The sequence below is a fragment of the Aeromonas sp. CU5 genome, from assembly GCF_002586745.1.
In the GTDB taxonomy this organism is placed as follows: domain Bacteria; phylum Pseudomonadota; class Gammaproteobacteria; order Enterobacterales; family Aeromonadaceae; genus Aeromonas; species Aeromonas sobria.
Map to the genome: position 1 here is coordinate 3,405,705 of NZ_CP023817.1, position 13,408 is coordinate 3,419,112.

The following is a 13,408-nucleotide window of genomic DNA, read 5'->3' on the forward strand; positions in this document are numbered from 1 at the left end:
TTTCCCGTGCTTTGTTATCCATTGTTATCGCCATCCTCGCTACAAGGTCTCAATCGCCTTGTCCATGGTCTCTTTCAGCAGGGGCCAGTCTTGCAACCAGAAGTGCTGTAGCTTCTTGTCGATCTGTTTTTTGCACGCCTCTTCGTCAGACTCCTCGACGGTGTGTTTTTTATCGAGCAAACGCAGTGAGTAGACTTGGCTCCATTGCGGGCTTTGCCGCAGTTTTCGTGTCGACAGCGCTGCAACACCACTTTGCTCCACACGGCTAAACAGATGGTCACGCAATGAAGCGTCACTGCTAGGGCCAATCAGCAGTTTCAGCTCCAGCTTGTCGGTATTGCTTTGGATTTCAAACAGTACAACGCGGCCACTTTTGGTCCAGTTTGAAGAACGTATCCCCTTCCCGTCATCCCACGGCAAATGGGCGTAGCGAACCATGGTTCTTGTCTCACTATCGAGCTCCCAACCGTGCTGCTCTGCGACAAGAGCGATAACATCTTTCGCCCAATCCCGGCGCTCGGTTCGGCCATCGCCATCCGCAGGTCTGTGCTCAAAAATCAGATCCAGAGCTTTCTGGTGCTTTTTGTAAATGCGGCGGCAGAGCTCCGCAATCTCGGTATCTTCCATAAAATATCGCTTGAATAGGGTGATGTAGTGCTCAATGCCGATACGGGCTGATGGCGGGATCTGATGGCCATAATCAGTGACCAGTTCGCTCAGGCATTCAATTACCTGGGCATAGCTCAGGTTTAACCAGCCATCGCGACTGGCCTCTCTGCCGTCCAGAGTCAAGAAGACAAAGACCTTGCGATGCTCGGGGTAGCGGCGGTTTACGGCCTGCTCATACCGTTCCAGCTGATTGCCGTGCTCACCGGCATCAATCTTGTTCTCGATAACAAAGACCTGACGGTTTTGCTCGCTCACCAGCAGCAGATCGATACGATCTTGCTCGCGAAATACCTGCAGGTCGTCGTAATCGCAGAGATCGATATCAAGCAGGGAAACATCGCCACTTCGCCGATCCGGCAAGTCATAGAGCAACCTTGAAAGCAGCGACTCAAAAAAGCGAGAGCCCAAGCCATGGGGCTCGCGAGGATTAAATAGGGTGCCAAGAAAATGGGAGTGGCGGATCTCCTGACGCACCATCCCCATCGCTTCAAACAGGTTGAACTCGGAGACCATACCCCCCAGTTTATCGAGCTCCTTGCTATCGAAGATCAACTCGGTCAGCCAGCGGTACTGTTCGTCATTGCTGGCTGGAGCAATGGCATCAGTCGCCTCGGTTTGCGGCATTGAACTCATGCTGCGGCCTCTTCTGCTGGCTGTGTCCAGCCGCGCAGATCGATCTTGCCAGTGACGGCGGCGGAAATCAGGGCGGTACGGCGTTCTTGCATCAGTTTGATTGCGGTATCCGCCTTGCTAATTAAAACTGAGAAGGTTATCCGATGAGTTTTTATTTCAGATAGAATTGCTTCGACTTCACCCGATGGAGGTAGAGGTATCACAATTGACTTAACGATGTCAGTATTAAGGTTAGGCTGCCCCGAGCCTTGCTTTATGCGTTCTCGGAGATTATCAGTCAGGGTCGATAGGTAAAAGTAAGCATATTCAGTGTTTACAGAAAGTTTTTCAAAACCAACCACACCATCATTGGCATTTGCATCTATTGATAATATTTTAGGTACACCAAGAGTTGCTCCACTGTTTGACAGCAAAAGCGTACCTCGCTTGAATACTCGGCACTGTTTACTTCCTTTTTCAGTAAGAAAGCTCTCCGTGCTTTCTAAATACACTTCTTCATCTTTAGTAATCTCTGCAACTGTGACCCAAGGAGAATAGTCGCCATCAAAAAGTTCGGGGTCACCAGCTGGGCGAGGAGAACCGCCTCTTACAACATTAGAGATAAATCCGAACTTAGTGACATTCCAATGCTCCGGCACTTGGCCGAGCCACTCGACGCCGGAGTCTTTCATGGGGGCGTCGGGGTTAAGGCCCTTGGTGACGGAGTGGGAGATCACTGCTTGCCGCTTCTCTTTGAGCAACGCAATAAGATGCTGCTGCTGGGCAATCAGCCGATCAATCCGGGCTGTTTCGTAGTCGAGAAAGGCAACTATTACATCTTGAGTATCGAGAGGTGGTATAGAAAACTCAAAATTTAAAAACTGAGGTAGCCGCAACGAGTCCACTGTAGACTTTGCATTTCCCTCTAAGGCGACCTTATAAAAGTTTGATGACAGATAGTAATATACAAATCGACCAGTAACTCTGGTGAAATCACTCAGCATATATACTCGCTGATGGTAATCAAACTTACCATTATAATAATGGTAAACTTTCCCAACACCAACGCCATCACCTGCTGTCAGTACAGCCTCACAATCAGCAGTATAAGTACCTATTCGTTCTACTGTTTGTGATCGGACAAAGAATGGATATTCCCCATCATCCTCTGCATTTACCGTATCTTTGTTTCCAGTCTGTATGCTACATAGATACTTTAATTTTTTTAACGACCATTGTGCAGGAATATGACCCAACCATGCCACTCCCGAATCGTTATATTCCGGATAGGGACGATACTTGCCCACCAGCCCTTGCTGTGTTGCTACTGCCTCACTCATGAATGCACCTCCGCCAGCAACTGCATAATCTCCTTGGCAACCGCATCCAGATCGGCATCGATGGCCGCCAGATCGCGGGGCGGCTGGTACTGGTAGAAGTGGCGGTTAAAGGGGATCTCGTAGCCCACGATGCCCACCTGACCATCGAGTGGGTCGGTTTTGCTGGAGTCTATCCAGGCATCCGGCACATGGGGCAGCACCTCACGCTGCAGATATTCATGAATGTCTTCCCCCAGCGGCACATTTTCGTTATCCCGCAGATCCGGGTTGGCTTCCGGCTCGCCTTTGCTTTTACACACCTCGGCGGCGTCGTCCTGCTCAGCCAGATGGCTCACCAGCAGCTTAAAGGCTGGAGCAGGCAGCTTTACCTCACCCAGCAGTTTGGTCAGCTGCTTTTTGAATTTGTCGCGAGAGAGCAACTTGGCCTCAGGGAACTGGCCCAAGGCGGTCAGGATGGCGGATTGTAGGGTGGCATCGAGCTTGGCCCACCCCTTATCGGCAGTGAGGCTGGCAAGGCGTTCGGCATCCTGCGGATAGAACGCCAATTTCAGTGGCCGCTCGATGGTCAGACGACGATAGCCAAAGGCGGTGGTGGGGAAGATTTTGGCGATCGGGCTCTCTTCGTAGCGGCTATAAAGGCTGACGATCTCGCTTAATGCTTCGTCGCTCAGCTGCTTGCGCTTGGACCCCAGCGATTTACGCATCGGGCTGTGTAGGTCGCTGGTGTTAATGAGCAGCACCTTGCCCTTACGCTCGACCGGTTTGTGGTTGGAAAGCACCCAGATATAGGTGGCAATGCCGGTGTTGTAGAACATATCGGTGGGCAAGGCCACCAGCGCATCCAGCAGGTCGTGCTCGAGGATATAACGACGGATCTCGCTCTCGCCACTGCCCGCCCCACCGGTAAAGAGCGGTGAGCCGTTGAGGATAATTCCGATCTTGGAGCCCACACAGTCGGCCGAGGGTTGCTGCATCTTGGCGATAAGGTGCATCAAAAATAGCAAGGAGCCGTCAGATACCCGTGGCAAGCCTGGGCCAAAGCGGCCGTTAAAGCCCAGCTTGGTCGCTTCATCCCGCACCTGTTTTTCGACCTTTTTCCAGTCCACCCCGAATGGCGGGTTAGAGAGGCAGTAATCAAAGGTCTTGTAGGGCAACTGGTCATCAGAGAGGGTATTGCCCAGCTTGATGTTGCTGATCTCCTGTCCCTTGATCAGCATGTCGGCCTTGCAGATGGCGTAGGACTCGGGGTTGAGCTCCTGACCGAAGGTGGCCAGCCGTGCGGCGGGGTTCAGCTCGTACAGATACTCCATGCCGCAAGAGAGAAAGCCACCAGTCCCCGCTGTGGGGTCATAGATGGAACGCACAATGCCTGGCTTGCCGAGCGCCTCGTCATCACCGGCAAACACCAGGGAGGTGGTGAGCCGCACGATATCGCGAGGGGTAAAGTGTTCACCGGCGGTTTCGTTGGAGCTTTCCGCAAAGCGGCGGATCAGCTCTTCAAACACCAGACCCATGTGGTAGTTGTCTACCGCTTCCGGGGAGAGATCCACATTGGCAAAGGAGCGAACCACCTTGTAGAGCAAATCCGCATCTTCCAGCAGGTTGATGCTGGCATCGAAGTTGAAGTGCTCGAAGATCTCACGAGCATCCTTGGAGAAGGCCCGCACGTAGGCATCCAGGTTGTCACCCACATGGGTTTCACCCAGCTTGGCCAGTTCCAGCGGCGAACTGTTGTAGAAGGCGTGGCCGCTGGCATTGAGCAGCAGCTTCTCTTTGGCCAGCTCCGGCATGGTTTTGGTGGTATCCACCATGGCCAGCACCTGGGTCTTACTCGGTGCCAGCACACACTCAAGACGACGCAGCACGGTAAAGGGCAGGATGATGCGGCCATACTGGGACTGTTTGAAATCACCGCGAAGCAGATCGGCAACCGACCAGATCAGGCTAGCCAGGGAAGAGATATTAGTGGTCATTGGGATTCTCAAAACATGGGGAACTGCCGAGGCATATTCAGGACCAAACGGAAATGTGGGCAGTTTACCACAGGGGGCTGGCCATGGGCGTGACCCCAACCGTTATCCTAAGCCCCTTTTCCCTCTCTGGGCTACTGGACCGATGGCCTCGTCGTCTTTTCAGGCTGGTCTGCCGATCCTGGGCTGACGCCTTGCCCCTTGCGGTGGAGCTCCTGCTGCCCTGCCCACGAGATAAACTGGCAGCGTTCCACCTCTGAGTAACCGTTTCTGGCCATGGTCTCTTTGACTCCCTTCCTGATGATTGGCCAACCAGTTAAAAGGCTGGGAGAGCTTCTGCAGGTACTTGTTGATAGTGGTCGGGCGCTTGCCAGAGTTCAGCTGCCCATCCTTGCACTTAATCACCTCCGGTTTCCCATACTCGTCAGCCGGTCTATCCCCCACCGCTTCGATAAAGGAGCCGAGATAGTTCTTCTAGTTGCTGATCTCTTTCGGTGCCCAGGAGAGGGCCTTCTCTTTCAGATAGCGGTCACTCAGGGCAGAGAGGAGTGGTGCAAGCGGTTTGACCGCCGGTGTTATCGGCTTGCCAGAGACTGCTGCAGGCCAGTCTCTGGAAGTTCTACATACTTACCAAAACCGCCTCCGACACACTGCTCGCGATAGCAGTAACCATGCAGAGTAAGTGTTTGCGACTCAAGGAAGCAATATTTACAAACCTTGGGTCCCTCCTCCACCGGACCGATCACAGAATGCGTTGTTTGTAATCGGGTAACCAGTTGGTCTACAGCCCGTTGAATTGCACCTTCATCCAAACGCCTACGTTCAATGGCTTGCTTGCGCTTATTTTCCATCCGCTCCCAGATGACATCATTCCGCTGTTTGCGATCCACCATCAGACTATCATCCAGTTTTTATTACCATCATTAATTTTTACTGATATAACATTGGGATATGGGCAGACATATCTAAATGCTTTGTTAGATATCTCTGAATCATTAGATACATCCCCATACTGGTCTGATAAAAAATAAAACCCCAGAAGACCTGAACCATCAGACACCTCTTCACACATCATAATAGGAGTGATTTTTATATATTTTTGTTCAACATTTGCTTCGCTTACATCCTCTGTAATATATAACTCTCCACAAACAAGAGGACACAAACTATCGATAGTATCTGTCTTACAAGGATTTAGAGCCAAACCTTTTGCGACTTCTACATCACAGGAGTAAAAAACACCATTAAATTGCATTTTCCCTACACGAACAAGGCGAGTTGACTCAAAAAAATCTCTATATATAGATACAATATCAGACATTATCTTTTCACATATTGACAATGTCTCTCTAGCAATTTTTTCTGATGGAAGTCCACGATGAGCAATATCGTTCCTAAGATTCGCAGCTCTCTTAAGCACACCTACAGAATCATCTGAAACAACAACATGAAAAATAGAATCTAACTCTACTTTGTTTTTTAGAAGCTGCTCAAAGACATTATATGGGAAGGCCATGCTAATTGATTTATGCCTTTTGAATCTTTGGGAAAATTCATATAACGCCTTCTCATTTGATCCAGTGACAATAGACAGAAAATAATAGGAGAGACACTCAAAAAACTTGATGTACGCCTCACATTTTTCATGGGGCGTATTTTTTGACTCAACAATAATCCATAAGATCGCCAATGGTGTTGGAAGAAGAGATGAAAATTCATCATTAAATCTATTCGATAAGTTATTATATATGGCCAGCTCATCTTTGGCTGATCTTAGATCAACAAAAATACTCCTCTTCACCATAGATATCTTATTTAGCAAAAGATTGCATTGTTTGTATAAATCTAATGACTCAACTTGGTCCTTTAGTGATGGGATAGATAACAACAAATTAGACCAAGAATCAAATGAAATCGATGTGGAATAAGTATGCTTCGCACCTGCAGACAACCAAACAATACCATCCACTGATTTTACATACGTATTATAATAGTCTACATCCAGTTTTTCTCTATCTACTGAGAATCGAGTTGAAATATATTCTTTATCCTCGCAAGAAACAATTTCACCTCTAGGAGAAAGCATATATTTACCTGATTTATTCTTTGTTATAAGCCTTTTCATCTTATATTTTTGAATATCAGATCCATACTCCTTCCCACTTGTATGAAAATAAACATTGAAGTTTATTGCATAACCGACTGTTCCAACTTTACCATCACGGGGATCTGTCTTTTCCTGATCGAGCCAAGCATCTGGAACATATGGCAGCACCTCTCGCTTGAGATACTCATCAATGTCCTCCCCCAACGGCACATTTTCGTTATCCCGCAGATCCGGGTTGGCTTCCGGTTCACCTTTGGTTTTACACACTTCGGCGGCGTCGTCCTGCTCAGCTAGATGGTTCACCAGCAGCTTAAAGGCCGGGGCAGGCAGCTTGACCTCTCCCAGCAGCTTGGTCAGCTGCTTTTTGAACTTATCGCGGGAGAGCAACTTGGCCTCAGAGAACTGGCCCAAGGCAGTCAGGATGGCAGACTGCAGGGTGCCATCGAGCTTGGCCCACCCCTTGTCGGCGGTGAGGCTGGCGAGACGCTCGGCATCCTGCGGGTAAAATGCCAACTTGAGCGGTCGTTCAATAGTAAGGCCGCGATAGCCAAAGGCTGTAGTAGGGAGGATCTTGGCGATCGGGCTCTCTTCATAGCGGCTGTAGAGGCTGACGATCTCGGTTAACGCCTCATCGCTCAGCTGTTTGCGCTTGGACCCCAACGATTTACGCATAGGGCTGTGCATATCGCTGGCGTTAATGAGCAGCACCTTGCCCTTACGCTCGGCCGGTTTGTGGTTGGAGAGCACCCAGATATAGGTGGCGATGCCGGTGTTGTAGAACATATCGGTGGGCAAGGCCACCAACGCATCCAGCAGGTCGTGCTCGAGGATGTAACGGCGGATCTCACTCTCGCCACTGCCCGCCCCACCGGTAAAGAGCGGTGAGCCGTTGAGGATAATCCCGATCTTGGAACCCGTGCACTCGGCCGTGGGTTGCTGCATCTTGGCGATAAGGTGCATCAGGAACAGTAAGGAGCCGTCAGATACCCGTGGCAAGCCTGGGCCAAAGCGGCCGTTAAAGCCCAGCTTGGTCGCTTCATCCCGCACCTGTTTTTCGACCTTTTTCCAGTCCACCCCGAATGGCGGGTTAGAGAGGCAGTAATCAAAGGTCTTGTAGGGCAACTGGTCATCAGAGAGGGTATTGCCCAGCTTGATGTTGCTGATCTCCTGTCCCTTGATCAGCATGTCGGCCTTGCAGATGGCGTAGGACTCGGGGTTGAGCTCCTGACCGAAGGTGGCCAGCCGTGCGGCGGGGTTCAGCTCGTACAGATACTCCATGCCGCAAGAGAGAAAGCCACCAGTCCCCGCTGTGGGGTCATAGATGGAACGCACAATGCCTGGCTTGCCGAGCGCCTCGTCATCACCGGCAAACACCAGGGAGGTGGTGAGCCGCACGATATCGCGAGGGGTAAAGTGTTCACCGGCGGTTTCGTTGGAGCTTTCCGCAAAGCGGCGGATCAGCTCTTCAAACACCAGACCCATGTGGTAGTTGTCTACCGCTTCCGGGGAGAGATCCACATTGGCAAAGGAGCGAACCACCTTGTAGAGCAAATCCGCATCTTCCAGCAGGTTGATGCTGGCATCGAAGTTGAAGTGCTCGAAGATCTCACGAGCATCCTTGGAGAAGGCCCGCACGTAGGCATCCAGGTTGTCACCCACATGGGTTTCACCCAGCTTGGCCAGTTCCAGCGGCGAACTGTTGTAGAAGGCGTGGCCGCTGGCATTGAGCAGCAGCTTCTCTTTGGCCAGCTCCGGCATGGTTTTGGTGGTATCCACCATGGCCAGCACCTGGGTCTTACTCGGTGCCAGCACACACTCAAGACGACGCAGCACGGTAAAGGGCAGGATGATGCGGCCATACTGGGACTGTTTGAAATCACCGCGAAGCAGGTCGGCAACCGACCAGATCAGGCTAGCCAGGGAAGAGATATTGGTGGTCATCGGGATTCTCAAAATACGGGGAACTGCCGAGGCATATTCAGGGCCAAACGGAAATGATGACAGTTTACCACAGGGGGCATAGTGTTTTCGTGAGCTAGGCAGTTTGATGAACCAATACCTCCCTTGCTCCCTCACAAGCATCAATCGCCCGCTTTCGATACAGCGAAGCTCAAGGGTGCTCTGCAAATGATCACTCGTAACAGGACAAAGGATTTTTCATTTTGGGGGGCTTAGTCGAAGAGGTGTGTGCGATCGCCCCTACCAGCAATTCCTTGTCATAACTGGCCTGGAGGCTAAGAAGGGGGTAATTAACCATAAAAAACGATCCTGGCTAGCCAGAAAAGGGATCTCCGATAGTAGAGAAAAAGGATCGTTATGCAAAACGATCACTTTTAATAAAAACCTTTATTTTACTGTGAGTTACTACGATATTTGCCGAGAGTAAGCGATCCTGTTTTTGCACTAGAGTCGTACAGTCAAAAGCGATCGTTTTACCGCATTTTGGAACATAAGTAGGGCTGTAGCCCGCATTCTTATTGGGTTATGCCAACCCTATGGCCACACAGGGCAATAATAATCGCCTGTAACGCAAAAAGTGATCATTTTAGGGATGATCACTCCGGGATGACTTCCAACTCCCAACCCCATGGCTCATTTGGTGCGCCCCTAGGGTATGAGGCGAAACGCCAACCCAACTGCTTCAACACTGTGTTCAAGCGACGGAACACCATCCTGTGATTTGAATGACTCAGGTTGTAGAAATCAGTCAGCTCCTCACAGGTCACGCCGGGGTCTGTTGCGACGACCAGAATATAGGCATGGTGCGGATGCCACTCCATTGCAACGACAAGAGCAGCCAAGTGATTGATCGGCCCCAGCTTGGCTATGGCATGGTCTCGCTCTGCTCGTTCCATCAATCGACGGTTAGACTGCCCGACATTCCGAGCCCAAGCATTACGATACCGAAAAATGTCTTCGACTCCCGGTGCTGGCTTGCACAATCGTTCTAACTGCTTGCGTTGGCGCTCTGCTCGTTTTTGCTCCTTTAGCCGCTGCTTTTCCTCTTCCGCTATCTCTTTGGCATACATCTTCAGAACTTCGTCGATCATTCGCTTCTGCTTCACGTTGGGCTTGGTGGATCATCATTGGCTTGGCCCGCTAATCCCCCTGAATTGTTTTACCGCTTTTTTGCTCCTACCCAGCCTACCTCCGTGGCAGGCCTTACCAAGACTGGCTTGAAGCGTGTAGGGTTCAACATTCAGACCCTACCCATACCCTACCTCGGCCCCAAGATCTCATCCGTTTGGTTGATCAGAACAGCGTAGATTTGCAACCAAGCCAAATCAGCCATGACGGTAGGGATAAAGATGACCAGTAGGGTTTGGGTAGGGTTAGAGAATACTCACCCTACCTCTTTACATCCCTTGCCTGGCAAGGCTTTCAGCTGTGATGGGTAGGGAGGGTAGGGTTTGTAGATGAAAGTCCTACGTATCATCAGGTACAGCGGCCAAGCTCATCATTCTGTCATCACTGTTCCGTCATTACTGATCGGCATAGACAGCTTGGGGTAAGAACATCTCCGCTACCTCGGTCAACATAATGTTGGTTTGTGACTTGCCCTTGATCACCCTGCTGCAGTATTGGCGGCCATACTCTTTGGCTGCTGCCTTGAGCGCACGGCTAAAACCTTGAACTGATAGCGGACGGCCTAGACCGTGATACTCCATGAAGACAAGGTAGGCATGATAGAGATAGCGCCGGGGTTCCCGCTTGATCTCGGGATTGCCACCCATCATCAATCCCTTGGGTTCATCCAGAAAGAGCACCATCCCGCAAAGGTCGATCACGGGGTCAGTGGCTCGTTTGATGGTCAAGGCATCATCAGAGTTACGCTGTTCCAGCAATAAATGACGGGCATGCTCAGGTTCGGCGAACTGGGCTAACAGATGGCGGATCACCACCGGCAACTCAGCGGCAATCTTGTCGCCAAGCAACGGGTCTTTATCCGCGTCGGCCACAACCCGGTCAAAGGTAAAGATCACCCTGCGTCGGGATATGCCCCCATTGCGTTCAGTAATGACCATAGGTTCGTTATTGGTGGCCAACACAACAGCCTGGATGACAGTTGCAAATTGTTTCTCATACTTCCCATCGATCTCGACCAGATCCCCCCCGGTAATCGCCTTGATGCCACTGCCGTCACCGATGTACTTGGGCTGGTCAGGCAGCACAATCAGTCGTTTATCGACAAACTGGTAGCGGCTTTTAGCGTGGTCCAGCGCGGCCATGTTGCCGGAACCAGTGTTCCGTTTTCCACCAGCCAACAGGATTGCAACATTGGCAAAGATGCTCTTGCCGCTGCCCCCCTCACCGGTAACCTCAAGGAATAGCTGCCAGTCATAGCGGTTCGCCAGCACCATATATAGGGCAGCATTGATGCGAGCCATCTTGGCGGCGCTATTATCGACGGCGTGGCATAACCACCGAGTGAAGTTGGGGGCATCCCGCTCGAGGCATTCATCAGCGAGCGGCGGCGCATAGTTGATACCGTTGTGCGTGAGCAGTCCATCATTGGGCGAATGTGGCCGAAACTGGCGAGTCGCCATGTCATAAACCCCATTAGCAAAGCCGATCAGCTCTTTTGTTGGCTGGCCCATGGTTGGGATCATCAGCTTCATCGTGGAAACTGTGGTGGCAATACCTTTGTCACTAAACGGAACGCCATGCTCGGTAAAGATGGCAGCCATTTCGCGGCGCAGTTCGGTATCTGTCCATGGCGTCCATAGACTGCCGTCATAGCGATAAACACGCTCGGCCTCAAGGCTGATAGCAACTTTCCCCAATCGTTCGACCAGTAGTGCAGCCCGCTGACTAGCACTCATCTTGTCGATCATGGTGGCTGGTGGCTCATGCCCCCGTTGGAGCGGGTTCACCTCGATCTTCCTGGATTCCTCTCCCTTCTGGTTGGCGTTTTGGCTTTGGCTGGTCGCCAGTCTGGTACTGGCGCTCATGATGGCCTCTTGTGTCTTGCTCAGCCCATGAGCTTGGTGGTAATCGTTCCAATCCCCGGCCTCTGGTGGAAATATTGCACGCCCGCCCACGGCCAGTGCTGCTTGCTCAGTCTGGTGCTTGGTAGAGGCATTACGCTGGCCTGTTGCATTATCCAAGTCGTGATCACCACAGATGATGATTTCGGCGTCTGGGTACTGGCTTCTGGCAATCTCAGCCACGTTCATCAGATTGTTGGCTGTCATCGCGCAATAGACTGTTGCCCCTGTCGTCTGCTGGACTGATAGGCCGGTAGCGTAGCCTTCCACCACGGCCACCAGCGCCCCACCATCAATGCGATGGTATACACCAGCCTTGCGGCCACCCCCCAAGGCGTGTTTCAAACCATCTTCGTTGCGGATTAGCTCCACGTTCACCAGCGTCCCTGCAGCATTCAGCAAGGAAACAATTACGCTACCGACAGGAAACACCTCACCATCTATCGTCTCCTTGGAGTTGCTCATCGCGATCTGGTGCCCCGCAAAACCTTTCCTGGATAGGTAAGCGCTACAGCCCAACGAATGCGCGTTCATGATACGGCTTGCGCGTTTTGCCGCCCTCTTGTAGCCGTGTTCCCTCTTTCGGGCTGCCTCTTTGGCCTTGGCTTGTTGTTGCTGGTGGATGCGCTCCCGTTTGGCAGGATCTAGCCCACCGGCAGCCAACCCCACCATAGGCGCTATCAACTCGGCGGCCTCCTTGGGGCTCTTGCTCGTCACCCGACATACCAGCTCCAACCCATCCCCGGCACCGCACTGACTACAGATAAAAGTCCCTCGCCCTTCCTTGTCATCGAGTCGAAAGCGATCTTTTCCACCACAGGCAGGACAGGGGCCATGCTTGCCATGACGAGGAATATCGAGACCAAGGCCCGCCAGCAGCTCCGGCCAGTGCCCAACAGCTGCTGCAGCCACATCAGAAACAAACCTTACAGTGCTCATACCTCGCCCCCAACCAGAGCGGCTACCAGCTCATTGAATGCCCGCTCGTCTAAGCCTGCCTTCATTTGGCGAGCATAGGGGCGAGTTACAACAGCCACGGCCCGTTGGCTTTGCTCTATAAAAACGGATCTCGCTTTTCGGCTGGTGAAGGCACTTAAGACCCCAACATGGGAGCGTTTGCCGGTTCTGGGATTGGGTGGCCCATAGAAGGTTTCAGTCTGGCTATCAGCGGCCCATGCAAAATAGATCATCGCTTGCCCTCCGAATCAGAAGAAAGAGCATGGATCTCGGCCAGCAAGCCTTGATGACCTTTATGGATTAATAAGTGAACTTTCATGTTAAAATTACCTCGCACTCACTGGCTCCTTGGTCGCCAAACTGTCAGAGCCAGTGAGTAATCCGAAATGCCCTTACTGTCGCAGGTAAGGGCTTTTTTTCATGTTTTCCCCATGGGTTTGCACACCATGTTTGCCTATATTCGATAACAGATGGGTTCCCTGCGGTTTAATCATCCGTCGGGTGTTGTTCAGGCAGTCCACCAGCCATCCACAAGCCGAAGAGTTTGGTGTTCACAAACATCCGCTTGCCGACAATTCGGCAGCAACGTTCCAAGCCGGGCTTCTCGGCTCGCTTCCAGAACATGGCCTTCAGTGTGGGATAGTTAAATTGGGGGTAGTGCTTGGGGATTTCGGTCACAGGCAGCCAGTTGTTTAGATCTTGGCTGATTGCGATGAGATTGAGGTCTTGCATACTGCTTATACTCCCTTTCCTGTTGCTCATAAT

The 13,408-nt window shown here is 51.6% G+C and carries 8 protein-coding genes; all 8 read right to left on the reverse strand.

Annotated elements, in window-relative coordinates; all coding sequences use genetic code 11:
• Positions 1 to 39: 39 nt before the first annotated feature.
• Positions 40 to 1,302 (reverse strand): PD-(D/E)XK nuclease family protein, encoded by a 1,263-nt coding sequence (locus CK911_RS15245; RefSeq protein ID WP_098970981.1) that lies wholly within the window; start codon positions 1,300 to 1,302, stop codon positions 40 to 42.
• Positions 1,299 to 2,621: a restriction endonuclease subunit S gene (locus tag CK911_RS15250; RefSeq protein ID WP_098970983.1), complete on the reverse strand. Its 1,323-nt coding sequence runs from the start codon at positions 2,619 to 2,621 to the stop codon at positions 1,299 to 1,301. The genes CK911_RS15245 and CK911_RS15250 overlap by 4 nt, the downstream gene beginning before the upstream one ends.
• Entirely contained in the window at positions 2,618 to 4,594 is a 1,977-nt protein-coding gene (locus tag CK911_RS15255; RefSeq protein ID WP_098970985.1) for a class I SAM-dependent DNA methyltransferase, read from the reverse strand. The genes CK911_RS15250 and CK911_RS15255 overlap by 4 nt, the downstream gene beginning before the upstream one ends.
• Before the next feature lie 572 nt (positions 4,595 to 5,166).
• The gene (locus CK911_RS15260) at positions 5,167 to 5,484 is read right to left on the reverse strand and encodes a hypothetical protein (RefSeq protein ID WP_098970987.1); all 318 of its coding nucleotides are present in this window, start codon (positions 5,482 to 5,484) and stop codon (positions 5,167 to 5,169) included.
• Entirely contained in the window at positions 5,484 to 8,639 is a 3,156-nt protein-coding gene (locus tag CK911_RS21525; protein ID WP_253860334.1) for a class I SAM-dependent DNA methyltransferase, read from the reverse strand. Before CK911_RS21525 ends, CK911_RS15260 begins: the two co-directional genes overlap by 1 nt.
• A gap of 614 nt (positions 8,640 to 9,253) precedes the next feature.
• Positions 9,254 to 9,748: a hypothetical protein gene (locus CK911_RS15270; RefSeq protein WP_098970989.1), complete on the reverse strand. Its 495-nt coding sequence runs from the start codon at positions 9,746 to 9,748 to the stop codon at positions 9,254 to 9,256.
• Positions 9,749 to 10,180: 432 nt separating this feature from the next.
• Positions 10,181 to 12,625, reverse strand: a complete 2,445-nt coding sequence (locus tag CK911_RS15275; protein ID WP_098970991.1) for a primase-helicase zinc-binding domain-containing protein — start codon at positions 12,623 to 12,625, stop codon at positions 10,181 to 10,183.
• Between the two features lie 504 nt (positions 12,626 to 13,129).
• Positions 13,130 to 13,375 carry a hypothetical protein gene (locus tag CK911_RS15285; protein WP_047438419.1) on the reverse strand — a complete coding sequence of 82 codons (246 nt, stop codon included), beginning with the start codon at positions 13,373 to 13,375 and terminating at the stop codon, positions 13,130 to 13,132.
• Positions 13,376 to 13,408: the final 33 nt, after the last annotated feature.